Source organism: Roseivivax halotolerans, assembly GCF_900115815.1.
Classification (GTDB): Bacteria; Pseudomonadota; Alphaproteobacteria; order Rhodobacterales; family Rhodobacteraceae; genus Roseivivax; species Roseivivax halotolerans.
Window position 1 is genome coordinate 1 of sequence record NZ_FOXV01000001.1, and the last position, 23,196, is coordinate 23,196.

Consider the following 23,196-nt stretch of genomic DNA (forward strand, 5'->3'; position numbering starts at 1 on the left):
ATCTGGTCATAGGCGCGGAAGTCGCCGAAATACTTCGTGATCGCAGCCGTCAGCGTGGTCTTGCCGTGGTCAACGTGACCGATCGTGCCGATGTTGCAGTGCGGCTTCGAGCGGTCGAACTTTTCCTTTGCCATCTTGTCAGACGCCTCGTCTTTCTGGGGCCGCCTGCGGCCCGGTTTGCATCGCGGGCGAAATATTGAGTCGCGACAGGAAAATCAAGCCGATGTTCGGCTCAGCCGCCCGGAGTGGTGATCTCGGGCTCGAGCGTCGGATCGAAGACGCTCGCCGATCCTGGCGTGGAGGCGGCGGGCTGCGCCTCGGCAGCCTCCGCCTCGGCTGCCTCCTCGGCGTCGGGAACGATCGGCCGGCCTGCATCGGGACCGCCGAACCATCCCTCTTCTCGCTGCTGACGGCGCATCCAGTTCTCGATCACCAAGGCGATATTGGCCGAGAGATTGCGCATCTGCTCTTCCTTGCTTTGCGTTACGCCGGAGCCGATCACCGTTTCAGCCGAGGGCGCCTCAAGCGCGGTGAGCTGCTCGGCCTCCTCGTTCAGCTTCTGGCCGGTCGCGTCCTCGAAGACCGTGACATTCACGATCAGCACCGATTTCGGCGAGAAGACCAGCGGGATGCCCGGCTGCGCCAGCACGTAGCCCTCGATCGAGATCCCGAGATGATAGAAGTTATCGCCCTGGTAGCGGCGGAACCGCTCCTCGATCGCCGCGTCGAGCGTTTCGATCCATTCCTCGTCCGAGGCATCGCGCGAGGCGGGCCCTTTGACGATGTTCGGCGCAACGACAATGCCGTGGCCCATCTTGAAATTGCCGATCGGCTCGACCGGCTTTCGGAGTTCCCGGGCCCCGTCGGCACATGCAGACAGCGTGAACGCGAAAGCGAGAAGAGTAAGAGCGCGCAGGATCTTCACGGGCAGCGGCCTTTCCTTAAGGTCGGATCGCAACGACACCTACGATAAGCGGCGGCTCAGGGCAATCTGAGCCGCCGCTTGCAATTCACTCAGAAGACCTCGCCGCGTTCAGCGGTTCGCACCCGGAACCCAGAGCACGTCTGCGCGGCCTTCGTCGTTGGCGATGCGCGCGGCGACGAAGAACCAGTCGGACAGGCGGTTGAGATATTTCACCGCGTCCTCGTTCACGCCTTCGACCGCCGCAAGCTCGATGGTCTTGCGCTCGGCCCGCCGCGCCACCGTCCGGCACTGATGAAGATGCGCGGCAAGCGGCGAGCCGCCCGGAAGGATGAAGCTCCGCAGTGGCTCGAGCCGCTTGTTCATCGCGTCGATCTCGGACTCGAGCCGGTCGACTTGGCTGGGCACCATGCGAAGGACGGGATATTCCGCCTCCTCGTCCTTGTGCATGTCCGGTCGGCAGAGATCGGCCCCGAGGTCGAAGAGATCGTTCTGGATCCGCGCGAGCTGTCCGTCGAGGTCATCCTCGGCATGAAGCCGCGCGACACCGAGGACCGCGTTCAGCTCGTCGACCGTGCCGTAGGCCGCGACCCTCGGTGAATGCTTGGCCACCCGCGTGCCGTCACCGAGCGCGGTTTCCCCGGCATCGCCGGTGCGGGTGTAGATACGATTGAGAACAACCACAGTTCAGCCTCCCCTGCGAACCCAGACAAACAACAGGATCAGAAGCACCGCCACGAACTGCGCCGCGATCCTCAGACGCATCACCTTGTTGGCGTGCTTGCGATTGAACTCGCCGCCTTTGGCGAAGCCGCCGATCCCAACGAGAAGGATGACGACGACGGCGAGCATGACCACGGCCATGACAATGAAAAGCGGATCGTTGAGCATCGGGGCTCCTTTCCGGCAATGTTCCCTTGTGAGGCCATGAGCTAGGTGACGCGCCCACGTGATCCATCACTTTCTTGGCGGAGATCACCCCTTGTCGACCACCCAGTCAAGGGCGCGGGCCGGGAGCGCGCGGCGCAGGGCCCCCATGATGTGCGTCGGCTTGGTGACGTAGTAGCGCGGCCTGGGACGCGGGGCGGTCAACGCATGGACGAGCTTTTCCGTGACTGCCGAGGCGGGCAGCTCGAAACGGTTTCCGCCCGATCCCTGGTAGAGCTGATCCAGAAGCTCTGCGCGATATTGATCGGCGCGGGGGCTCGCCTTCCAGTCGACCCAACGCTCGAACTGGCGAATGGCGTTCTGGCGAAACTCGGTGCGGATCGGACCGGGCTCGATCAGGCTGACATGGATATTCTCCGGCGCCATCTCGAGGCGCAGCACATCCGCCCAGCCTTCAAGCGCGAATTTGGTCGCGCAATAGGCCCCGCGATACTTCATGCCGACAAGCCCGAGAACCGACGAATTGAGCACGATGCGACCCTGCCCCGCCGCGCGCATCGCGGGCAGGATCTCGCGGGTGAGGCCGTGCCAGCCGAGGAAATTGGCACGGAAGATCGCCTCCATCGCCTCCGCGGGAACGTCCTCAAGCGGCGCTGGGATGGCGTAGGCACCGTTGTGGAACACCGCATCGAGCGTTCCGCCGGTCGCCTCGAAGACACGCGCAAGCGCGGATGAGAAAGTCCCCGGCTCTTCGTAATCGAGGCGCGGAGTGACAAATCCTTCAGCCTCGAGACGGGCGCAATCCTCATCTCGGCGGCAGCTGGCGAAGACCTGCCACCCAAGATCCCGGAGGCGATGCGCCGCATCACGCCCGATACCGCTCGAACATCCGGTAATCAGTATGGACTTGCCGCCGCTCATGCGCCGGTTCTGCCCGCGCAGAGCGGCTTTGGCAATGTCACTCAGCCGCAGCCGTCACGAGGTAATCTGCCATCCAGCCGATGCGGTTCGTTTCGGCCACACGGAGCTTCACCCAGCCGCCTTCCTGACGCAGCACTTCGACCTCGGTCCCGCCGGTCAGCTGGGTCAGCACCGAATGGCGCGTGCCCGGGCCCTGACGCAGGTTCACGCGGCTTCCGGATACCTCGCGCAGATCGGGCGCGGGCGCGGCATCTTCTGTGCGCGCCGTCTCGGGCGCGATGGCGCGTTCGGGGTCGCGGCGGGCGATGTCGAGACCGAGCGTGCGCGGCTCGGGCCGTGTCGCGACGGCCGTCAGCGCGGCGTCGGTTACCGAGGTTTCGAGACTGGCGAGCTCTATGTTGTCGCCCTCGGTGCTCGTGTCATCCGCTGGCGCTGCGACCTGCGTCAGCTCTGCCGCGCCGCTGGCCGCGCGGGCGACAAGCTCCTCGGTCTCGACAGCATCGCCCGGCGCCGTGGTCGCAGCCTCGGCTTCAAGCCACCATCCCGGCTCGAAATCGGTGCCGCCGGACATCTCGAAATACGCCCAGCCCAAAAAGCCGAATGTCAAAAGTATGAATTTGGGCATGGCGCCCACCCCCCGGAAAAGGAATCACTCTGAAACAAAGCCGACAGCAGCATCGGCAAGTTTCAGCTTACTCGATTCTCAACTCGGGCCTAAGCCAAAAGGTTTCATCGCAGCAGGTTCGTCGCTTGCCGCAGCCCGATCCCGGCGGTATCACCGGATCTATGGATGATGACGCGCTCGACCCCAATATGAACCCTCGCGATGTGGCCGAACCGCTGCGGCGCGCGATCGGCGAGCGGTATCTGACCTACGCGCTGTCGACGATCATGAACCGTGCGCTGCCCGATGCGCGCGACGGGCTGAAGCCCGTGCACCGGCGGATCCTCTTTGCCATGCGGGAGCTGCGCCTGTCCTCGACCGGGGGATTCCGCAAATCCGCGAAGATCTCGGGCGACGTGATGGGCAATTATCACCCGCACGGCGATGCCGCGATCTACGATGCGATGGCCCGTCTCGCGCAGGATTTCGCGGTGCGATACCCCCTGGTCGACGGACAGGGCAATTTCGGCAATATCGACGGCGACAACCCGGCAGCCTCGCGCTACACCGAGGCGCGGCTGACGGTCGTGGCCGAAGCGCTGCTCGACGGGCTCAACGAGAACGCGGTCGATTACCGGGCGAACTATGACGGCACCCTGACCGAGCCCGTTGTCCTGCCCGCCTCCTTCCCGAATCTTCTGGCCAACGGGGCGAGCGGCATCGCGGTCGGCATGGCGACGAACATCCCGCCGCACAACATCTCCGAACTGGTGGATGCCTGCCTGCATCTCATCAAGACGCCGGATGCGCGCGACGACACGCTCCTCAACTACATTCCAGGGCCGGATTTCCCGACCGGCGGCACACTCGTGGAGCCGCCCGAAAGCATCGCGCAGGCCTATCGCACCGGTCGCGGCTCCTTCCGGCTGCGCGCCAAGTGGAACGTCGAGCGGCTCGACCGAGGCCAGTGGCAGATCGTCGTGACCGAGATCCCCTACCAGGTGCAGAAATCGAAGCTGGTGGAGCGGCTGGCCGAGCTTATCCAGACCAAGAAAGTCCCGATCCTCGCCGATATCCGCGACGAAAGCGCCGAAGACGTGCGAATGGTTCTCGAGCCGCGCTCCAAGAACGTGGAGCCCGAGATCCTCATGGGGATGCTGTTCAAGCATTCCGATCTCGAGGTTAAGTTCAGCCTGAACATGAACGTGCTCATCGACGGGGTCACGCCGCAGGTCTGCTCGCTCAAGGAGGTGCTGCGCGCCTTCCTCGATTTCCGCCGTGAAGTTCTGATCCGCCGCTCGCAGCACCGGATGGAGAAGATCGACCACCGTCTCGAGGTGCTCGAAGGCCTGATCGTCGCGTTCCTGAACCTCGACCGCGTGATCGACATCATCCGCTACGACGACGATCCCAAGGCCGCGCTCTGCCGCGAGGACTGGGGCAAGGATCACGTGCGCGCCACGTCCGAGAAGGACTATGTGCCGCCACCGCCGAGCAGCGAAGGAGACGAGCTGGGCCTCACCGAGGTGCAGGCCGAGGCGATTCTCAACATGCGCCTGCGCTCCCTCCGCCGTCTCGAAGAGATGGAGCTGGTCGCCGAGCGCGATCGCCTCATGGAAGAGCGCGCCGGTCTCGAAGACCTGCTCGAGAGCGAGGATCTGCAATGGTCCCGCATTTCCGACCAGCTGAAAGAGACCAAGAAGGCGTTCGGCAAGGACTATCCCGGCGGCGCGCGGCGCACCGATTTCGCCGAGGCGACGTCTGTCGAGGACGTGCCCATCGAGGCGATGATCGAACGCGAGCCGATCACGGTCGTCTGCTCCCAGATGGGCTGGATCCGCGCGATGACCGGCCATATCGACCTCGCCCGCGAGTTGAAGTTCAAGGATGGCGACGGGCCGCGCTTCACCTTCCATGCCGAGACCACCGACCGGCTTCTGGTCGCGGCCTCCAACGGGCGCTTCTACACGATGCAGGCCTCTGCCCTGCCCGGCGGTCGCGGCATGGGTGAGCCGCTGCGCCTGCAGGTCGATCTGCCGAACGAAGCCGAGATCCTCGATATTCTCGTCCACAAGCCGGGGCGGAAACTGTTGGTGGCCTCGTCGGCGGGCGATGGGTTCGTGGTCCCCGAGGACGAGGTGGTCGCGCAGACCCGCGCCGGCAAGCAGGTGCTGAACGTGCGCGGCGATGTCGCAGCGCGGATCGTCCGACCCGTCGAGGGCGACGCCGTCGCCGTCGTCGGCGAGAACCGCAAGGTTCTCGTCTTCCCGCTGGACGAGCTTCCGGAAATGGGACGCGGCAAGGGCGTCAGGCTCCAGAAATACAAGGACGGGGGATTGTCGGATGCCAAGACCTTCACCCTGGGGGAAGGCCTCGCATGGCGCGACCCCGCCGGACGCACCCGCACCGTCGAGCGGCCCGAGCTTGACGAGTGGATCGCCAAGCGCGCCAGCGCCGGGCGCATGGCGCCGCGCGGCTTCCCGAGAGACAACAAGTTTACCTGACGGCGCGCTGAAGACGGATTTCGTCGGGCGGCGCGGCCCGCTGCTCTGGCTTGCGGTCAAGACCGGCCTTTTGACCGTCCTCACGCTCGGCATCTATCGCTTCTGGATGAAGACGCGCCTGCGCCGCTGGTATTGGTCGGCGATCCGTCCGGGCGGGCACCCGCTCGAATATGTGGGCGACCCGTGGGAGAAACTGCTCGGCTTCCTGATCGCGGTGGTGATCCTCGCCTTCTATATCGGCATCGTGAACCTGATCCTGATGTTCCTGAGCTTCTCGCTCTTCCAGGGGAACGTCGCGGCCTATGCGCTGAGCCTCGTCGGGGTCATCCCGCTCTGGTTCTACGCGCAGTACCGCGCGCGCCGCTATGTCCTCGCGCGCACCCGCTGGCGGGGGCTGCGCTTCGGCCTCGAACCCGGCGCATGGGGGTATGCGTTTCGCGCCCTCACCCACTGGACGCTCACGATCCTCAGCCTTGGCCTGCTCTGGCCGCGGATGACCTTCTGGCTCGAGAAATACAAGACCGACCGGACCTTCTACGGGAATGCCCGCATGGTGCAGGAGGGGCGCTGGACGATGCTTTACCCCGCGCTGCGCTGGATCGCGGTCGCGCTGGCGCTGGCACTTTGTGCGGCAGCGGCGTTCGCCTCGGACGCGCAACTCGGCGCACCGCTGGCAGCAGCGGCATTTGCGTCGGGACTCTACGGCCTCGTCTTCTACAGGATCGAGAGCCTGCGCCTTCTGACCGAAACGAAACGGCTTGGCGATATGCGCCTCGCCTTCGATCCGAGCGCCATGCGCGTTCTGGTGATCCAGGGTCTGGGATACGCCGCGACGGTCGCGATCCTTCTGATACCGTTCAGCGTACTTGGCATCGCGCTTCTCGGCGTCCAATCTCTCGAATTGCTGGCCGAGATGGATATCGACGCCCCAATCCCGGAACTTGGGGCTGTGCCGCGCGTGGCGCTGGTGGCGATTTCGCTCGCGCTCTATTTCACCATCTTCCTGATGTGGTCCGCCTTCACCCATGTCTTCGTCACCATGCCGACGATGCGGCATTTCGCGCTCAACCTCGCCATCCTGAACGCCGATGACCTGAGCGCGCTGCGTCAGCGCCCGCGCGACGACGCGGAGCAGGCCGAAGGCTTTGCCGAGGCGCTCGATGTGGGGGCATCGCTATGAGCACGATCCTCCGGGTCGGCCCGACACCTGACAGCTGGCGCAGCGAGGCGACGTTCTTCGACGGCATCACGCCAGAGCCGCGCGCCGTTCAGCTCGGCATCGACGAACCCGCGCAGGCGCTCTGGATCGACGGCGCAGGACCACGCCTGTCCTGGCCGTTCCGAGACATCCGCCAGGTGCCCGACCAGGCGGGCGGCGACATCATGGTACTGCGTCTGAAGGACGATCCGGTGACGCGGCTCGTCCTGCCCGACCAGAGTCTTGCCTCGCGCCTGCCCTATCGCCACCGCCGGGCGCCGGTGACCAATCGCGGCCGCATCGCGGGCTGGGCGGTGGCCGCTCTCGCGTCGGTCGCGCTCATCATCTTCGGGCTGGTGCCGCTCATGGCCGATCAGCTCGCCCGGTTCATCCCGCCTGAAGGCGAGCGGGCACTGGGCGAAGTGACGCTCGAACAGATCCGCGGTGCGCTCGATCCGGGCGCCGCGGGGCCGGTCGCCTTCTGCGACGATCCGGCCGGGCTGGCGGCGCTGAACACGATCCGGGACCGTCTGGCCGAAGGGGCCGAACTGCCGCAGGAGCTGTCGGTGCATGTTCTCGACCACGAGATGGTCAATGCCTTTGCCTTGCCCGGCGGTTTCGTCGTTCTCTTCCGAGGTCTGATCGAGGAAGCGGGCAGTGCCGAGGAGATTGCCGCCGTCCTCGCCCATGAAGTCGGGCACGTGGTCAGTCGAGACCCGACGCGGCACGCCTTGCGCTCGGCAGGCTCAATCGGGGTTCTGGGGCTGATCTTCGGCGATTTTGCCGGTGGCGCGGCCGTGTTGTTCCTCGCCAATCAGTTGATCGAGGCCCAATACAGCCAGGCCGCCGAGATCGGCGCGGATGCCTATGCTCACGACATGCTCGCCAATGCCGGGATCGCGCCCGACGCGCTTGGCGCGATGTTCGAGCGCTTTCGCGAAATGGGCGGTGAGCCGCCCCGGATCATGTCTCATTTCATGTCCCATCCAGAGCTCGACGACCGCATCGTGGCCGCGGACGAGGCCACGCCGGACGGGTTCGAACCACGCCCCCTGTTGAGTCCCGATGCGTTCCGCGATCTCAAGCGCATCTGCGACTGAACCTTGCGCGGAGTGCAACGAAACAGGGCCATTTCGGCTAAAAACGCGACGTTCAGCGGCACCGATGTGTCGATTTCCCCCTGTCAGAGCGCGTCACGAGGCGCTATCTCTCACCGGGAAGTCACAGGGCATGGGCTCGTCCATGCCGTCACCAAGGGAGTTTCACGCCGATGAAGGTACTCGTGCCTGTCAAACGTGTGATCGACTACAACGTGAAGGTTCGCGTCAAAGCGGACGGATCGGGTGTCGATCTCGCCAACGTCAAGATGTCGATGAACCCGTTCGACGAAATCGCCGTCGAGGAGGCAATCCGCCTCAAGGAAGCCGGAACCGCCGAAGAGGTGATCGTCGTCTCCATCGGCGTCAAGCAGGCGCAGGAGACGCTGCGGACCGGTCTCGCGATGGGCGCGGACCGCGCGATCCTCGTCACCGCGACCGACGACGTTCACAACGACATCGAGCCGCTGACCGTCGCCAAGATCCTCGCCAAGGTGATCGAGGAAGAAGAGCCCGGCCTCGTGATCTGCGGCAAACAGGCGATCGATAACGATCTGAACGCGACAGGCCAGATGCTGGCCGCGCTCACCGGCTGGGCGCAGGCGACCAATGCCAACTCGCTCGAGATCGACGGCGATCACGCCACGGTCGCGCGTGAGGTCGATGGCGGCCTGCAGACCATCAAGGTCAAGCTGCCCGCGATCGTCACCACCGACCTGCGCCTCAACGAGCCGCGCTATGCGTCGCTTCCGAACATCATGAAGGCGAAGAAGAAGCCGCTCGAGGAGAAGACGCCCGAGGATTACGGCGTCGATGCTGCGCCTCGCCTCGAGGTCGTAAAGACCTCGGAGCCGCCGGAGCGCGCCGCGGGCGAAATGGTGGGTTCGGTCGACGAACTCGTGACGAAGCTGAAAGACAAGGGGGTCGTGTAATGGCCGTTCTTCTGCTTGCTGAAATCAACGACGGCACGCTGTCGCTCGACGCGACCTCGAAAGCCGTCACCGCTGCCAAGGATCTGGGAGACGTGACGCTTCTCGCGGTCGGTGCGTCGGCCAAAGCAGCCGCCGAAGAAGCCGCCAAGATCGAGGGCGTCGCCAAGGTGCTTGTCGCCGAGGATGACCTCTATGGTCACCGTCTCGCCGAGCCCGTCGCGGCGCTCATCGTCTCGCTCGCGGGCGATTACGACCACATCGCCGCCCCCGCGACCACGGATGCCAAGAACATTCTGCCGCGCGTTGCGGCGCTGCTGGACGTGATGGTGCTGACGGACGTGACCGGTGTTGTCGATGCCGACACCTTTGAACGCCCGATCTACGCCGGCAACGCGGTGCAGACGGTGAAATCCAAGGACGCCAAGAAAGTGCTGACGATCCGCACGTCGACCTTCGATGCCGCCGGCGAGCAATCCGCCGCGCCCGTCGAGGATGTGGCGAAAGCGGACGATCCGGCGCTGTCCGAGTGGGTCAAGGACAAGGTTGCCGAAAGCGACCGCCCCGAGCTTACCTCGGCAGGTATCGTCGTCTCTGGGGGCCGCGGCGTCGGCTCCGAAGAGAATTTTGCGATCGTCGAGAAGCTCGCCGACAAGCTCGGCGCGGCGGTCGGCGCATCGCGGGCCGCGGTCGACTCGGGCTTTGCCCCGAACGACTGGCAGGTCGGCCAGACCGGTAAGGTCGTTGCGCCCGATCTCTATATCGCGGTCGGCATTTCGGGGGCGATCCAGCACCTTGCGGGTATGAAGGACAGCAAGGTCATCGTCGCGATCAACAAGGACGAAGAAGCGCCGATTTTCCAGGTGGCCGATTATGGCCTCGTCGGCGATCTCTTCGATGTCGTGCCGGAACTGACCGAGAAGCTTTGATCCGCGCGATCACTCAAGCTCGAAGGCCCGCCTAACCTGGCGGGCCTTTTTCATTGCGAGACCGTCTCGCTCATGGCCGCGCTCAGCGCGTCTGCCGCGCGCTCATGCGCCGCCACGCCGAGCATCTGCCGCGCGATCACCGCGTCGAATTCAGAGAACACCATACCCTCGGTCGACGCGTGATCGGACGGCTCGACGACCTCGATGCAGCCCCGGATTCGCCGCTTCAGCGCATCCAGCATGTCGCGCGTGATGAATGCAGGCTCACGCCCGATCCCGTAGTCGAGCGGCATCGCGTCGGGCGGCGGCGCCGTGCCCATCCACAAGAGCCATGCAGGCCCACTGAGGCTGTCGAGCAGCTTCTTCATCCGCGCGACCCAGGCAGTCTGAACCTCGTGCATCACGAAGCCGAACCGCTCCGCATCCGCCTCGATCAAGGTGGCGATGAGCGCGCCGACAAAGCTGATCTGGCTGAAATCCACCTCCGGATAAAGGCGCTGCAAGGTATCGGAGGCTTTCACGAAGCGATCGTTCCGGCGCGGATGCACCGAATAGAACCGGTTGGACATGTTCGCCGCGCCCATCACCTGCAGGACCGCCGCATCCGCCGAGGCTGCGAGCCCAGCAATGACAGCATCGTTCAGGTATAGATCGAGCCCGGCATTGATCTGCCCGAAATTCGCGATCGGCCGTTCAAGACCGTCACCAAGAAGCACGGGCCAAGGATCGGGTACGAAGCGCCCGAATGTTTCCGTACCGCCGAGGCAGGCGATATAGCCCGTCTCCGGCGCTTTCGGCCCTCTGCAGGTCACGCGGCTTTTGCCATAACGGCACGGGGCATAGTCCAGCCCACCCCGAATCTCGGTGGCATACATATCTCACACCCATTTCTCACCCGATACGCAGGCTGCGCCGATTCCCTTGCGGATCGGTTAAAGCTCGAATGCGCGCGAATCCCGGTTGCACCGCCCTTGTGATCCGGGCGAGACGGGGCCAAGCTTCCACCGGTCAGAGGGAAAGGCAGTCCATGGAAATCAAGAGTGTCGGCGTCGTGGGCGCGGGTCAGATGGGCAACGGCATCGCGCATGTCATGGCCGTGGCTGGATATGACGTCCTTCTGAACGATATCAGTGGCGAGGCGCTGGAAAAGGCAGTCGCGACGATCCGCAAGAATCTCGACCGGCAGGTCAGCCGCGAGAAGATCGCCGCCGAAGACCGCGACGCGGCGATGGCGCGGATCCGCACGACCGAAACCCTCACCGATCTCGGAGAGACCGATCTCGTGATCGAGGCCGCGACCGAGCGCGAGGAGGTGAAGAACAAGATCTTCGAAACGCTCGTGCCATCGCTCAAGCCGGAGACGATCCTGACCTCGAACACGTCCTCCATCTCGATCACGCGGCTCGCATCGAAGACGGACCGGCCGGAACGCTTCATGGGCTTCCACTTCATGAACCCGGTGCCGGTCATGAGCCTCGTGGAGCTCATTCGCGGAATCGCCACCGATCAGGAAACCTACGAGGCTTGCCTGGCCGTGGTCGACAAGCTCGGCAAGACGGCCGCCAGCGCCGAGGACTTCCCCGCCTTCATCGTCAATCGCATCCTGATGCCGATGATCAACGAAGCCTGCTACACGCTTCTGGAAGGCGTCGGAAACGTCCGCTCCATCGACGAGGCGATGAAGCTCGGCGCGAACCATCCGATGGGCCCGCTCGAGCTTGCTGATTTCATCGGGCTCGATACCTGCCTTGCGATCATGAACGTGCTGCATGACGGGCTCGGGGATACGAAGTACCGCCCCTGCCCGCTTCTGTCGAAATACGTCGAGGCGGGCTGGCTCGGCCGGAAGACGAAGCGCGGCTTCTACGATTATCGCGGCGACGAGCCCGTGCCGACACGGTAAAGACCGTCGTCCTCAAGCTCGCCCCGAGGATCGCTCCACCTTCGCCGCGCGCCCTACGTCGCGCGGCCCGCCCAAGGCCGCTGGTCCGGCACATGCAGGCGCAGGCTCTCACCGAGCCGGAGCACGCCTGGCCGCTCCACCCAGGCTGTCACGCCGCGCCGACCCTTCGCCGCAGCCTGGAACCTCTTGGCCTCGCCCGGATGATCCTCTGCAATTTCGCGCGCGGGAAGCTGACAGGGGCGGTTTTGCATGTCGACGACCAGCATACCGCCATCCTCGAGCTGCAGCCGGGACGACGGCGGCAGATGCGAGAAATCGGGCAGACCGGACACAACGAGCGATGCACCGAGCCATTCGGGCTGTAAGGACTCAAGCCCCATCTCCTGCGCGATCTCGGCCACTTCTTCTTCGGACATGATAGCGAGCTGCCGCACGTTCCGGATCTCTGTGCCGCGCGCGTATTGCGACAGAAGGCGCGAACAGGACGGCCGGTTGAGCCCCGAATGGGTGTCGCCGGGTATCCCGTCCCAATCGAGCGCGATCTCGGTGTTGGGCTCCGAACGGATGCGTTGTGTTTCGGACGTGACACGCCCGAGCCAGACGATCCGCGCGGAAAAATCGGTGGGTGCAAGCGCGGGCATCGCCATCAGACCTCGAGCGTCAGGAACAGGCGGCGGAAGGGGAACAGCACGGTGCCGCGTGCGCTTTCGGGATAGGCCTTGCTGATCGCGCTCTCATAGGCGGTGATGAGCTGTGTGCGCTCTTCCTTGGACAGGGCCGAAAGGATCGGCCGTGCGTATGTCGCCTCGGTGAAGCGGCGGACCGGATGGCCTTCGGCGTCAGGCGCAAGCTCCTGGTAATATTCCGTCTCCCAGATCGTCACTTGCCCGAGAGGCCGCAGGAGGCGGTGGTATTCGGCGGGCAGCATGATCGAGGGAAGCCGGTCATGGTCGATCCGGTCAGGGAACATCTCGTCCGCGATCTGCAGCCAGAGCCTATGCGACGGCGCGCGATTCTGGTTCGGCAACTGTACCGCCAGCACGCCACCCGGCGCGAGCTGGCTGGCGAGCCGGTGCATCAGAGTGTCGTGATCCCGCACCCAGTGCAGGACGGCATTGGCGAAGATCATCGCGGGCGGCGTCTCCGGCTGCCATTCCGCCAGATCCATTTTCTCGGTCACGGCGTAACAGCCCGTGCGTTGCGCATGATCGAGCATGGCCGGACTCGTGTCGACCCCAATCACGCGGCGTCGCAATTGACCCAGCGCGGGACCCACGGCCCCCGATCCACAGCCGAGGTCGATCACGTCGCCCTCGGGCAACGGCCCGACGGAGCGCAGAAGGTCTAGGGCGGGTCGCAAACGCAGACCCCGAAACCTGTGGTAGGTTCCGGGGTCCCAATCGCCTGTATCGCGTGGCGCGTTCATGCAGAGGGTTCGGGTTCCAGATCGCCCGAGGGCTTGGCCTTGGGTTTGGTCTTCGGGATCGCCGTGACCGAGGGTTTGTCCTCCTGAGCGGCCGCGCCGCCTTCGTCGTCACCCTTGTGCGGCGGCTCACCCTTGATGACGCGCTGGATCTCTTCGCCGGTCAGCGTCTCGTATTCGAGAAGACCCTCTGCAAGACGCTGCCATTCTTCCTTGCGGTCGGTCAGGATCTGGTACGCCCGTTCATAGGCTTCGTGGATGAAGCGCCGGACCTCGTCCTCGATCAGTTCCTTGGTATGGGCGGACACCGACAGACCGGCAGTGTTACCTTGGTAACCCTCGTGGGCTTCTGCGTAGTCGATATTGCCGACCTTGTCCGACATGCCCCAGCGCAGGACCATCGCGCGTGCAAGCGCGGAGGCTTGCTGGATGTCCCCGGCCGGGCCGTTCGAGACGTTGCCGTCACCATACTTGATGATCTCGGCCGCCTTGCCGGCCATCGTCATGGCGAGCTTTTCCTCGCATTCAGACTTGTGCCAGTTCAGCCGGTCGATCTCGGGCAGCGAAACCACCATGCCCAGAGCGCCGCCACGCGGGATGATCGTCGCCTTGTAGACCGGATCGCATTGCGGAAGCGTCAGGCCGACGATGGCGTGACCGGCCTCGTGATAGGCGGTCTTTTCCTTCTGGTCGGCGGTGAGGACCATGGAGCGGCGCTCGGCACCCATCATCACCTTGTCCTTGGCGTTCTCGAAATCGACCATCGTGATGAAGCGGCGACCGACGCGCGCCGCCATGAGCGCCGCCTCGTTCACGAGGTTTGCAAGATCCGCGCCGGAGAAACCGGGCGTGCCGCGCGCGATGATCCGCAGATCCACGTCCGGCCCCAGCGGTGTCTTGCGGGCATGAACGCCGAGGATCTTCTCCCGGCCCTTGAGGTCGGGATTGGGCACCGTCACCTGGCGGTCGAAGCGGCCGGGACGCAGAAGCGCGGGGTCGAGAACGTCACGGCGGTTCGTCGCCGCGATGATGATGACACCCTCATTGCTCTCGAAACCGTCCATCTCCACCAGAAGCTGGTTCAGCGTCTGCTCGCGCTCATCGTTGCCGCCACCGTAGCCGGAGCCCCGGTTGCGGCCGACCGCGTCGATCTCGTCGATGAAGACGATGCAGGGCGCGTTCTTCTTGGCCTGCTCGAACATGTCGCGCACGCGGGACGCACCCACCCCGACGAACATCTCGACGAAGTCGGAGCCCGAGATGGTGAAGAAGGGCACGCCTGCCTCGCCCGCGATGGCGCGCGCCAGCAGAGTCTTACCCGTGCCCGGAGGACCGACAAGCAGGGCGCCTTTCGGGATCTTGCCGCCAAGACGCGAGAATTTCTGCGGGTTGCGGAGAAACTCGACGATTTCCTCGAGTTCTTCCTTGGCCTCGTCGATGCCCGCGACTTCGTCGAAGGTCACGCGGCCATGCTTTTCAGTCAGGAGCTTTGCCTTGGACTTGCCGAAGCCCATCGCGCCGCCGCGGCCACCACCCTGCATCCGGTTCATGAAGTAGATCCAGACACCGATCAGCAGCAGGAACGGCAGGAGCGAGATCAGGAAGGACTGGAAGCCCGATTGCTCCTGAGGCTCCGCGCGCACCGGCACGTTGTTGTCGACAAGCAGGTTCGTGACCTCTGCATCTTCGGGCTTGATCGTGACGTGATCGGTGCCGTCCGACGTGCGGTAGCGCACCTGTTCGCCGTCGATCGTAACCGACGAGACCGAGTTGTCCTCAACCGCCTGCACGAATTCGGTATAGGTCGATTCCCGGCTTTGAAGCGTGGAATTGCCTCCCGAGAAGAGGTTGAAGAGCGCCAGGACGAGCAAGAATAGCACGACCCAGAAGGCGATATTGCGCGCGTTGTTCAAGGATAATCTCCCACGAAACCTTGGCGCGGCTCTATCACAGCCGCGTTGCGTGTAACATAGGCATGTCGCCTATTCGTTCAATGCGCCGAGATGAAGGCGGCGAAGCTGTGAGCCGGGGCAATGGCGCGGCAGACATGTGCCGGTCCGAAGGACAGGGCGGCACAGGCGACAAGCCGGCTCTCGTCGAAGATCGCAGGCAGCGTCAGCGCGTCGTGGAAGCGCGGGCCGTGTTCCGGCTTGTCGGGAACCTGCGACCATCCGAGCGAGCCGAGCGCGCGCACCTCAAACCCTTGCAAATCCACGCTTTCCACCTGCCATCGCCCATCCCAGAGCGCACCGTCCCCGACGCGCGTCGCGAGACTCTCGAGCCGGGCTGGCTCGCGCTGGATACGCAGTACCGCACCATCGATCCGCAAAAGCGCCCCGCCGAGCGTGCCGCCCCTCCCGCCGAGGCACGAGTCCAGAAGCGCTTCGAGAGCTTCGGTGCGCGGGCGATATTCCGAGCCCGCGACAAATTGGAGCGCGGCGGCGAGAAGCCGCATCTGCGTGTCCCGTTCGATGTCGGCGAAGCCGTCGCGCGCGATCACGACCTGCCCCCACTCCTCCGTCGCGATGCGGCTCGCCACCTCCGCTGTCCGCGCCCGGAGCGCGGCACGCGCGCGCTGCATCCGCGCCGCCGTCCGCGTCAGCGCCTCCACGCCAAGTCCTTCCTCGTCGAGCGCCATCAGCAGCCTCCTGAGGCGCACCCGCTCGAAGCGATCGTCATCGTTGGAAGGATCGTCCGCGAAAGGCATCCTCAGCACGCGCAAATGGAAGCGCAGGGTCTCCCGGCGCTCGTTCAGGAGAGGGCGCAAGATTCGCATGTCGCTCGCCTGGCGGACCATCGCCATGCCCGAGAGTCCCTCGACACCGGATCCGCGCCTGAGGCGCATCAGGATCGTCTCGGCCTGGTCGTCAGCCGTATGGGCGAACAGGACATCACGCATTCCGCCGCGCCAGGCATCGATCAAGGAAAGCCGCGCACGGCGGGCGGCGTCCTGAAGGTTGCCCTGCCCGTCCCAGCCTTTCCATGTCAGCACATCGTGCGGCCAGCCCAGAACCCGACATTCCTCGGCAACGAGGCGGGCTTCGTCGGCGGAGCCCGGCCTCAGGCCATGATCGACGGTGACGACCCGAAGGCCCACGCCCCAGGCCCGCGTCCAATTATGCGCGAGCGAAAGCATCGCCATGCTGTCGCCACCGCCAGAGACGGCGAGCCCGATCTCGCTCGGGAAATCCGGCCCGAGGAGCTGCCCCATCGCCGCGGCGAACCTATCGTCGAGCGACGGGGCGTGATTCACTGGCAGCCGAGGGATTGGCGTTCCTGCTGGGCGCGTCCAACCGCGTCGCTACCAGGATAGCGCGTCGCAACTTCGGACAGCGTGACGCAGGCTTCCTGGGTGGAGCCCAGCCGGCCAAGCCCGCGTCCGAGAAGGAACAGGGCTTCCGGCGCGGTCTGCGCGTCGGGATAGGTGTTCCAGGCTTCGAGATAGGCGCGCGAGGCCTCCCGCGTGTCCCCCAGCCCCTCGAGCGCTCGCCCCCGGCCCAGAAGCGCCGCGGAATCGAGCGGGCCGCCAGGATAGGTCTGGCGGAACGATGCGAAGGCATCGGCCGCCGCCTGCCAGTTCTGCTCGTTCAACGCCGCTTGCGCCTCGCGGAAATCGGCCTCTTCGGCGGCGGCAAGCTGTGCGCCGCCTGCAATCGGAAGGCTGTCGCCGCCCGATGACGCGCTGCCTTCCGCCGGCGCGGGGCCCGGGCCCACCTCGATATCGGACGGCGTCGCCGTGCCGTCGGTGGGCACATCGCCGAGATCGCCGGAGCCGCCCGTTGCGGGCGCGGTGCCTCCGAGCGACGGTGTCTCCCCGAGGCTGCCGATATCGCAGTCGTCCTCGAGCTCGCAGAGACGAAACTCCAGATCGCCGATCCGGTTCGTGCCGTCCTGCACCACGCGGTCGATGCGAAAGGTCAGCTCCTCGGTCCGCGAGGTCAGACGCTGAAGCTCGGCCTCGATCGTATTCACCCGGTCGATGGTGCCGCCGCCGACCTGTACGTCCGAGCCCGAGGTCGTGGACAATTCGCGCCGGAGCTTCTGCAGCTCGAAATTCAGGACCGACAGGTCCTGCCGGATATCAGCCAGCGTCTCGCCGTCCTGCGCCTGTGCGGCGACAGGCGTGGCGAGAAGCGCGAAGGAAAGGAAGACGGCGCGGATCATCGGATCAGCTCAGCGCGCCGCCGGCGATGACGGTCACCGCGCGCCGGTTCTGCATGTAGCAGCTCTCGGTCGAGCAGACCTCGATGGGCCGCTCCTTGCCGTAGGAGACGAAGCGCAGACGGCTTTCCGCAACACCCTGGGCGACAAGGTATTCCATGACGGCATTCGCGCGCCGCGCGCCGAGGGCGAGGTTGTATTCGCGTGTGCCCTGCTCGTCCGCGTGGCCCTCGATCACCGCCTGGTAGGACGGGTTCGACGTCAGCCATTGCGCCTGCTGGCGAAGCGTGTCCTGCGCCGACGGGCTCAGCGTCGACTGGTCGACCGCGAAGAGCACGCGATCTCCGATCGTCTGGTTGAAATAGGCCGCCGAGGTGGGATCGTTCGCGCTGCCTGGAACGACGCCCGCGTTGGCACCGGCCATTCCGCCAGCCCCGCCGGCGCCATCGGCCCCCTCGCCGAAACGGTCCGCGCGGGTGCAGCCGGCGATGGCGATCGTCGCAATGAGCGCAAGGCTCGTGAATGTCGTGATACGCATGTTCTAGGTCCTGCTCTTTGTTTGCCGGAAGGCTACCACAGCCACCGGCCCAAGGGAATCGTCGGCCGCTTCGGCTCGCGTTCTTTCCCCATGATCTGGCAAAAAATACTCCGGGGAGCGCGAGGGGCTGGCCCCTCGCTCCGCCAGTGACGTCATTGCAGCGGTCCCCAGTTGGGATCGGACCCGCCCGACGGCGTCGTCACCCGCTTGAGGTTCCGCCCGGAAATGTCCACCGAGTAGAGGGCCGAGGAGCCGGTTTCCCCTTGCGTCTCGCGGCTGAACATCAAAACGCGGCCGTTCGGCGCCCAGGTCGGGCTCTCGTCGAGGAACGAAGCCGTCAGGAGGCGTTCCTCCGAACCGTCCGTCCGCATCACGCCGATGTGGAAACGGCCCGCATTCTGCTTGGTGAAGGCGATGAGATCGCCGCGCGGCGACCAGACCGGCGTGCCGTAACGCCCTTCCCCGAACGAGATCCGCCGCGCCTCGCCGCCGCCGGCGGGCATGATGTAAAGCTGCTGCGTGCCCGAGCGGTCGCTCTCGAAAACGATCTGGCTGCCATCCGGCGAGAAGCTGGGCGCTGTTTCGATCGAGGGAGCCGTCGTGATCTGCGCCGCCTGTCCGGTCGCGATTTCCATCGAGTAGATGTCTGTGTTCGCCCCGTTCGTCGCGGAATAGAGCAAACGCTGACCGTTCGGCGCGAAACGCGGCGAGAAGCTCATCGTGCCTGATTGCGAGGGCAGGATGCGGCTCTGGACAGAGCCCACGTCGAGCACATGCACCCTCGGCTCGCCGCTCTGGTAGCTCGTGTAGAGCACCCGGTCTCCGTTCGGTGAGAACCGCGGCGCGAGAACGATGGACGAACTGTCGGTCAGGTATTGCAGGTTCGCGCCGTCGTAATCCATGATCGCGAGCCGCTTGGCCCTATTATCCTTGGGCCCGCTTTCCGAAACGAAGACCACACGGCTATCGAAGTAACCACCCTCGCCGGTGATCCGCGAATAGACCTGGTCGGCGACCTTGTGACCCATCCGTCGCAGCCCGTCCGCGGTGCCCGCGAACTGCATCCCCTGGCCGAGCTCGGTTCCGGCGAAGACATCGTAGACGCGGAACTTCACGACGACGCGCCCTGCCCCGTCCGTGCTGACCGCGCCGGTAATGAGCGCCTGCGCGTTGATCGCGCGCCAATCGGCGAACTGCACCGGGCTTTCGAAGCTGGTGATCTGGCTGATGAACGCATCCTGAGAGATGAGGCGAAAGAGCCCTGTCCCGGTCAGATCGTTGCGCACGACCTGCGTGATCTCCTGGGCGTATTGCTGCGCCTGCGCGCCTTCGGCCACGAAGGTCGGCGCGGCGAAGGGCAAGGGCTCGATCACGCCTTCGGTGATCTCGATCCGGAGCGGGCCGTCCTGGGCTTGGGACGGGGCGCCGAAGATGACAAGCGTCAGCGCCATGAGACAGGAGAGAATGAGTTTCATCGGCGTGCCTTTCCTCGGGAGGGATGCGCTCGGGCGACCATATCGCGCGGGCGGAAGGGACAAAACAGACAACGACGCGAGGCCGCCCATCAGCGCAGCCTCATGCCGGATGGATCGAAGACCATCTCGATCTCGCGCCATTGCGCGTATTTCTCGGGAGGCAGCGGGAAGCCATCTCCCTGGCAGCGCAGGATCGCGCGTCGGGCGGCCTGGTAGGCAGTCTGGGCTGCCTGGTTGTCGCCGCCCGACGACTCGATCATCCGCAGCGAGTCGCTCACGACTTGGCCCGATTGCTCCATTCGCATGGCGACCACGACCGTCACGTTCGCGGCCTGGCTGCCGACATCGACCACCCAGCAGCGCTGGACCGCCACCCGAAGCGCGTCGCGCTCGCCGCCAGTGAGTGGTGGCCCGGTCGGCAGGTCCGGCTGCGGGTCCGTCGTGCCGCCGCCAAGCGCCTCGGCGAGCGCGGCTTCTACACCATCGGGGCTTTCAGGCGCGGGCTCTGGATCTGGCGCCGGTTCGGGGGCGGGTTCGGGCTCGGGCTCCGATGTCTCGGCCGTCTGCGTTTCGGGCTCCGGTTCCGGAGCCGGCTGCGGCGTCGGCCGGTTCGGCCGGGTTTGCGGCCGCATCGAACTGTCGGGCGCGCGCGCAGGCTCTTCGGCCTCGGTCACGATCTCGCTTGTCGCGGCCTCGGGCTGCGTGGCTTCCTGCTCTTCAACCTCTGCCGTGTCAGGCGAGTCCGCATCGGGGGAGACGCTGTCCTGCACGTCTTCGGCAACCTGTGCATCCGGTTCAGGCTGCGGCACCGGATCGGGCGCGACGCGCGGGGCGAATTCGGGTGTCGGGGTGTCGGCGACGTCCGGCGCGGTGCTTTCAGGTTCGGGCTCGGGCTGAGGCAGCTCCGGCACGCTGTCGGTCACCTCGGCGGGCGGCGTCGGCTGCACAGGCTCAGGCGGCGTTTCGGGTTCGGGCTCGGGTGTCGGCTCGGGACGGGCCTGCGGCGGGCGCACGCTTTCCGGCGTCGGCTGCTGCGGCGGAGCTTCCTCCGTCTCGGGCGCGGGCGGCGCGTCGATCTCCTCGGCGGCCTCGGGCGGCGCGGACGGCTGCGAGAGCGCCGCGAAATCTTCTTCGGACAGGACCGAGACGTCCTGAACCCGCACGGGGTCCGGGTTCGGTCGGAACAGCCCGCCGAACAGAACCCACAGGATCAGGACCCCATGGCCGATACCCGAGATGATCTGACCCGTGGTCACGGGGCCTCTCCTCAGTTTCCGGTGCCGTCGAGCGCAGGTCCGCCGATATCGGTGACAAGCCCGATCGAACTGAAGCCGCCCGCATTGAGCGCGCCCATGATCTGCGCCACCGTGTCATAGGGCACGGCCCCGTCGGCGCGCAGATAGACGCGATCGTCGGAGCGTTCCTCTGCGATGGCGCGAAGCCTGCCGACCAGCTCTTCGCGCGCGACCTCGGTGGTCTGGATCGTCACGGTTCCGTCGCCCGAGATGGTGACGGTGAGCGGCTCCTCGTTGTCCGACGGAAGCGCGGTCGCGGCCGTTTTCGGCAGCTCGACCGGCACGCCGACCGTCAGCAGCGGCGCGGCGACCATGAAGATGATCAAGAGCACCAGCATCACGTCCACGAAGGGCGTGATGTTGATTTCGGACATCGGCTGCGCGCGGCCCGAACGGCGCCGCCGCCTGCGGCTGCCGCCGCTGCCTCCCGCCTGTCTGACCCCTGCGCCCATGGCTCAGCTATCCAGTTGCCGCGACAGGATGGTGGAGAACTCGTCCGCGAAGGCCTCGTAGCCCGCGATCAGACGTTCCGCATCCGTCGACAGCTTGTTGTAGAAGATCACCGCCGGAATTGCCGCCAGCAGGCCGAGACCCGTCGCGAGGAGTGCCTCGGCAATACCGGGCGCGACCACGACAAGCGAGGTGTTCTGCTGCTGGGCGATCTCGACGAAGGCGTGCATGATGCCCCAGACCGTGCCGAAAAGACCGACGAAGGGCGTGACCGACCCCACCGTGGCGAGAACCCCGAGGCCCGCCTGAAGCTCTTCGGCCTCTTTCTGGATGGCGACGTCCATCGACCGGTCGATCCGGGCCTGCGCGCCTGCGATAAGGTTGCCGTCATCGCGGTGCGAGCGGCGCCACTCCATCATGCCCGCGGCAAAGACGCGCTCGGACCGGCCCGAAGGATCCATGCCGATCTGGTCGAACAGCTCGTCCAGCGGCTCGCCCGACCAGAATGCCCGGTCGAAACGGTCGGCCTCTGCCTTGGCCGCGCGGTAGGAGATGATCTTCTGGACGATGATCGACCAGGACCAGAAGCTTGCGAGGATAAGCGCGAGCATCACCAGCTTGACGGTGAAGGTGGCGCGGGCGAACAGCGCCCACATGGAGAAATCAATCTCCGACGCGAGCGCGAGGGTTTCCGTTTCCATGAGCCTGCTCTTTACTGCCGATGCGGCCTCTTTCCGGGCCGCCTTTACAGGCAGGCATACGCGATGTCGCCTCTCAAGGCCAACACATTAGGGTGACAACGCGCCGAAACCGCGGTGAAAGCGGTATTCAGTGCAGCTTTTGGCGGATATTCGCCGGCAGGCGGGCCGCGCCGCCCGCCTCGTTCACGCAGACGACCAGCACTTCTGCCTGAAAGAGCAGCGTATCGCCGCGCCAGACCTCCTGGTGCATGACGAGCCGCACCCCGGTCACCGATTTCGTCTCGGTGCGGACAACAAGCTCGTCGTCGAACTTGGCCGGCGCGATGTAATCGGCCTCGACGCGGCGCACGACGAAGACGACGCCGTCCTTCTCGCGCATCGCGTTCTGATCGACCCCGAGCGCACGCACCCAGTCGGACCGGGCGCGTTCGATGTAGCGGAGGTAATTGGCGTAATAGACGATCCCCGCCATGTCGGTGTCTTCGTAATAGACCCGGATCGGGAAGGTATGGACCATCGCGCTTTCCTATTGGCTCGGGGCTTGCGTCGAAAGACGCGCATGCAGGCGCAGAGCGTGGCTCGGATCATCGGCGAAGGAGGGCATCACCGGATCGAAAGCCGCGCGGATGAGGCCGGCGATCTCGGGCCGTAGCACCACGCGTCCGTCGTCGAGTTGACCGAGCGCGGATCGCTTGGTGAAGGCAAGATCGGACCATAGCAGCACCGATTGCACAACCTGGCTCAGTGCCAGTGTCTCGGCGGGCAATTGGGACAGCTCATCGTCCATGCGGATGAAGATGAAACAGGCCTTGATCGCACCTGCCTCGTCGAAGCGGAAAACGCGGTATTGGTTTGCCTCGATGGATTTCAGCCGCTCCAGAAGCGGTGCCAGCCCCTCGACCAGGCGATCGAGGTCGGGCACGGCGGCCAGCTCGTCCCAGTCGCGCAGGAAGAAGACCATCGTGTTCGAGCCAAGCTCGGGATCGGTCTCTGCCATCTTGTGACCAGAGAGCGCCATCACCGCCTCGAACGCGCCCTTGACCGTGGAGAGCGTCCGGTCCTCGACACCGAAGACGATGGGCGCAATCGGCCGCCCCCAGCGGGCGAAGACGTAACTTCCGTCCGCGCGCGTGAACAGCGCTTCGATATCCTCGGGCGTCATCATGGGCGCGGGTTTGGCATCCCGCGCGCTTCGGAGCAAGCGACTTGCACGTGAGACAAGCGTGCGGGCGGCAAGGCCGCCCGCGCATCTCTGGCG

At 65.4% G+C, this 23,196-nt stretch carries 25 protein-coding genes; 6 read left to right on the top strand and 19 right to left on the bottom strand.

Features of this window, described 5'->3' with window-relative positions; genetic code table 11:
• From BM171_RS00005 to BM171_RS00030, 6 genes are all read right to left on the bottom strand, one after another.
• On the bottom strand, positions 1-134 hold a 134-nt coding region (locus BM171_RS00005; protein ID WP_245760162.1), incomplete at its 3' end, for a GTP-binding protein.
• 98 nt (positions 135-232) lie between these two features.
• Positions 233-925, bottom strand: a complete 693-nt coding sequence (locus BM171_RS00010; protein WP_342741983.1) for a hypothetical protein — start codon at positions 923-925, stop codon at positions 233-235.
• Positions 926-1,033: 108 nt separating this feature from the next.
• Positions 1,034-1,606: a cob(I)yrinic acid a,c-diamide adenosyltransferase gene (locus BM171_RS00015; protein ID WP_093008765.1), complete on the bottom strand. Its 573-nt coding sequence runs from the start codon at positions 1,604-1,606 to the stop codon at positions 1,034-1,036.
• Between the two features lie 3 nt (positions 1,607-1,609).
• The gene (locus BM171_RS00020) at positions 1,610-1,813 is read right to left on the bottom strand and encodes a twin transmembrane helix small protein (protein WP_093008766.1); all 204 of its coding nucleotides are present in this window, start codon (positions 1,811-1,813) and stop codon (positions 1,610-1,612) included.
• Positions 1,814-1,897: 84 nt separating this feature from the next.
• A complete protein-coding gene (locus BM171_RS00025) occupies positions 1,898-2,731 on the bottom strand; it encodes an SDR family NAD(P)-dependent oxidoreductase (RefSeq protein ID WP_093008767.1) in 834 nt (277 codons plus the stop codon).
• 37 nt (positions 2,732-2,768) lie between these two features.
• Positions 2,769-3,356, bottom strand: coding sequence for an SH3 domain-containing protein (locus BM171_RS00030; protein WP_093008768.1), 588 nt, complete (start codon positions 3,354-3,356; stop codon positions 2,769-2,771).
• Positions 3,357-3,517: 161 nt separating this feature from the next.
• Here BM171_RS00030 and BM171_RS00035 point away from each other — a divergent pair, with 161 nt between their 5' ends.
• The 5 genes from BM171_RS00035 to BM171_RS00055 all read left to right on the top strand — a co-directional run bounded on the left by BM171_RS00035 (position 3,518) and on the right by BM171_RS00055 (position 9,992).
• Positions 3,518-5,839, top strand: a complete 2,322-nt coding sequence (locus tag BM171_RS00035; protein WP_093008769.1) for a DNA topoisomerase IV subunit A — start codon at positions 3,518-3,520, stop codon at positions 5,837-5,839.
• Positions 5,760-7,019, top strand: a complete 1,260-nt coding sequence (locus tag BM171_RS00040; protein ID WP_425438924.1) for a DUF898 family protein — start codon at positions 5,760-5,762, stop codon at positions 7,017-7,019. The genes BM171_RS00035 and BM171_RS00040 overlap by 80 nt, the downstream gene beginning before the upstream one ends.
• On the top strand, positions 7,016-8,137 hold the full coding sequence (locus BM171_RS00045; RefSeq protein WP_093008770.1) for a M48 family metallopeptidase: 1,122 nt from the start codon (positions 7,016-7,018) through the stop codon (positions 8,135-8,137). Before BM171_RS00040 ends, BM171_RS00045 begins: the two co-directional genes overlap by 4 nt.
• A 170-nt stretch (positions 8,138-8,307) precedes the next feature.
• Positions 8,308-9,066, top strand: coding sequence for an electron transfer flavoprotein subunit beta/FixA family protein (locus BM171_RS00050; RefSeq protein WP_093008771.1), 759 nt, complete (start codon positions 8,308-8,310; stop codon positions 9,064-9,066).
• A complete protein-coding gene (locus BM171_RS00055; RefSeq protein ID WP_093008772.1) occupies positions 9,066-9,992 on the top strand; it encodes an electron transfer flavoprotein subunit alpha/FixB family protein in 927 nt (308 codons plus the stop codon). Before BM171_RS00050 ends, BM171_RS00055 begins: the two co-directional genes overlap by 1 nt.
• A gap of 50 nt (positions 9,993-10,042) precedes the next feature.
• Here the strand turns inward: BM171_RS00055 and BM171_RS00060 are convergent, their stop codons facing one another.
• Positions 10,043-10,867: a DUF6473 family protein gene (locus BM171_RS00060; protein WP_093008773.1), complete on the bottom strand. Its 825-nt coding sequence runs from the start codon at positions 10,865-10,867 to the stop codon at positions 10,043-10,045.
• 152 nt (positions 10,868-11,019) lie between these two features.
• On the opposite strand from BM171_RS00060, the gene BM171_RS00065 reads away from it, so the two are divergent.
• Positions 11,020-11,895: a 3-hydroxybutyryl-CoA dehydrogenase gene (locus tag BM171_RS00065; protein WP_093008774.1), complete on the top strand. Its 876-nt coding sequence runs from the start codon at positions 11,020-11,022 to the stop codon at positions 11,893-11,895.
• 53 nt (positions 11,896-11,948) lie between these two features.
• Here the strand turns inward: BM171_RS00065 and BM171_RS00070 are convergent, their stop codons facing one another.
• From BM171_RS00070 to BM171_RS00125, 12 genes are all read right to left on the bottom strand, one after another.
• The gene (locus BM171_RS00070; RefSeq protein ID WP_093009234.1) at positions 11,949-12,536 is read right to left on the bottom strand and encodes an MOSC domain-containing protein; all 588 of its coding nucleotides are present in this window, start codon (positions 12,534-12,536) and stop codon (positions 11,949-11,951) included.
• 5 nt (positions 12,537-12,541) lie between these two features.
• Positions 12,542-13,321 (bottom strand): methyltransferase domain-containing protein, encoded by a 780-nt coding sequence (locus BM171_RS00075; protein WP_093008775.1) that lies wholly within the window; start codon positions 13,319-13,321, stop codon positions 12,542-12,544.
• On the bottom strand, positions 13,318-15,231 hold the full coding sequence (gene ftsH / locus BM171_RS00080; protein WP_093008776.1) for an ATP-dependent zinc metalloprotease FtsH: 1,914 nt from the start codon (positions 15,229-15,231) through the stop codon (positions 13,318-13,320). Before ftsH ends, BM171_RS00075 begins: the two co-directional genes overlap by 4 nt.
• Before the next feature lie 77 nt (positions 15,232-15,308).
• Positions 15,309-16,529, bottom strand: coding sequence for a tRNA lysidine(34) synthetase TilS (gene tilS, locus BM171_RS00085; protein ID WP_093009235.1), 1,221 nt, complete (start codon positions 16,527-16,529; stop codon positions 15,309-15,311).
• A 38-nt stretch (positions 16,530-16,567) separates the two neighbouring features.
• On the bottom strand, positions 16,568-17,482 hold the full coding sequence (locus BM171_RS00090) for a tetratricopeptide repeat protein (RefSeq protein ID WP_093008777.1): 915 nt from the start codon (positions 17,480-17,482) through the stop codon (positions 16,568-16,570).
• Between the two features lie 4 nt (positions 17,483-17,486).
• The gene (pal, locus tag BM171_RS00095) at positions 17,487-18,017 is read right to left on the bottom strand and encodes a peptidoglycan-associated lipoprotein Pal (RefSeq protein ID WP_093008778.1); all 531 of its coding nucleotides are present in this window, start codon (positions 18,015-18,017) and stop codon (positions 17,487-17,489) included.
• 152 nt (positions 18,018-18,169) lie between these two features.
• A complete protein-coding gene (gene tolB / locus BM171_RS00100; RefSeq protein ID WP_093008779.1) occupies positions 18,170-19,492 on the bottom strand; it encodes a Tol-Pal system beta propeller repeat protein TolB in 1,323 nt (440 codons plus the stop codon).
• Positions 19,493-19,581: 89 nt separating this feature from the next.
• A complete protein-coding gene (locus BM171_RS00105; protein ID WP_093008780.1) occupies positions 19,582-20,748 on the bottom strand; it encodes a hypothetical protein in 1,167 nt (388 codons plus the stop codon).
• A gap of 11 nt (positions 20,749-20,759) precedes the next feature.
• Positions 20,760-21,239 carry a protein TolR gene (gene tolR, locus BM171_RS00110; RefSeq protein ID WP_093008781.1) on the bottom strand — a complete coding sequence of 160 codons (480 nt, stop codon included), beginning with the start codon at positions 21,237-21,239 and terminating at the stop codon, positions 20,760-20,762.
• 3 nt (positions 21,240-21,242) lie between these two features.
• The gene (gene tolQ / locus BM171_RS00115; RefSeq protein WP_093008782.1) at positions 21,243-21,938 is read right to left on the bottom strand and encodes a protein TolQ; all 696 of its coding nucleotides are present in this window, start codon (positions 21,936-21,938) and stop codon (positions 21,243-21,245) included.
• A gap of 127 nt (positions 21,939-22,065) precedes the next feature.
• Positions 22,066-22,455, bottom strand: a complete 390-nt coding sequence (gene ybgC / locus BM171_RS00120; RefSeq protein ID WP_093008783.1) for a tol-pal system-associated acyl-CoA thioesterase — start codon at positions 22,453-22,455, stop codon at positions 22,066-22,068.
• 9 nt (positions 22,456-22,464) lie between these two features.
• On the bottom strand, positions 22,465-23,100 hold the full coding sequence (locus BM171_RS00125; RefSeq protein WP_093009236.1) for a hypothetical protein: 636 nt from the start codon (positions 23,098-23,100) through the stop codon (positions 22,465-22,467).
• Positions 23,101-23,196: the final 96 nt, after the last annotated feature.

Excerpts from the sequence above, each read along its gene's own strand:
- BM171_RS00020 (WP_093008766.1), bottom strand. The coding sequence starts at position 1,813 with ATGCTCAACGATCCGCTTTTCATTGTCATGGCCGTGGTCATGCTCGCC.
- BM171_RS00025 (WP_093008767.1), bottom strand. The coding sequence starts at position 2,731 with ATGAGCGGCGGCAAGTCCATACTGATTACCGGATGTTCGAGCGGTATC.
- BM171_RS00030 (WP_093008768.1), bottom strand. The coding sequence starts at position 3,356 with ATGCCCAAATTCATACTTTTGACATTCGGCTTTTTGGGCTGGGCGTAT.
- BM171_RS00035 (WP_093008769.1), top strand. The coding sequence starts at position 3,518 with ATGGATGATGACGCGCTCGACCCCAATATGAACCCTCGCGATGTGGCC.
- BM171_RS00045 (WP_093008770.1), top strand. The coding sequence starts at position 7,016 with ATGAGCACGATCCTCCGGGTCGGCCCGACACCTGACAGCTGGCGCAGC.
- BM171_RS00050 (WP_093008771.1), top strand. The coding sequence starts at position 8,308 with ATGAAGGTACTCGTGCCTGTCAAACGTGTGATCGACTACAACGTGAAG.
- BM171_RS00055 (WP_093008772.1), top strand. The coding sequence starts at position 9,066 with ATGGCCGTTCTTCTGCTTGCTGAAATCAACGACGGCACGCTGTCGCTC.
- BM171_RS00060 (WP_093008773.1), bottom strand. The coding sequence starts at position 10,867 with ATGTATGCCACCGAGATTCGGGGTGGGCTGGACTATGCCCCGTGCCGT.
- BM171_RS00065 (WP_093008774.1), top strand. The coding sequence starts at position 11,020 with ATGGAAATCAAGAGTGTCGGCGTCGTGGGCGCGGGTCAGATGGGCAAC.
- BM171_RS00070 (WP_093009234.1), bottom strand. The coding sequence starts at position 12,536 with ATGCCCGCGCTTGCACCCACCGATTTTTCCGCGCGGATCGTCTGGCTC.
- BM171_RS00075 (WP_093008775.1), bottom strand. The coding sequence starts at position 13,321 with ATGAACGCGCCACGCGATACAGGCGATTGGGACCCCGGAACCTACCAC.
- tilS (WP_093009235.1), bottom strand. The coding sequence starts at position 16,529 with ATGGGGCAGCTCCTCGGGCCGGATTTCCCGAGCGAGATCGGGCTCGCC.
- BM171_RS00090 (WP_093008777.1), bottom strand. The coding sequence starts at position 17,482 with ATGATCCGCGCCGTCTTCCTTTCCTTCGCGCTTCTCGCCACGCCTGTC.
- pal (WP_093008778.1), bottom strand. The coding sequence starts at position 18,017 with ATGCGTATCACGACATTCACGAGCCTTGCGCTCATTGCGACGATCGCC.
- tolB (WP_093008779.1), bottom strand. The coding sequence starts at position 19,492 with ATGAAACTCATTCTCTCCTGTCTCATGGCGCTGACGCTTGTCATCTTC.
- tolR (WP_093008781.1), bottom strand. The coding sequence starts at position 21,239 with ATGGGCGCAGGGGTCAGACAGGCGGGAGGCAGCGGCGGCAGCCGCAGG.
- tolQ (WP_093008782.1), bottom strand. The coding sequence starts at position 21,938 with ATGGAAACGGAAACCCTCGCGCTCGCGTCGGAGATTGATTTCTCCATG.
- ybgC (WP_093008783.1), bottom strand. The coding sequence starts at position 22,455 with ATGGTCCATACCTTCCCGATCCGGGTCTATTACGAAGACACCGACATG.
- BM171_RS00125 (WP_093009236.1), bottom strand. The coding sequence starts at position 23,100 with ATGACGCCCGAGGATATCGAAGCGCTGTTCACGCGCGCGGACGGAAGT.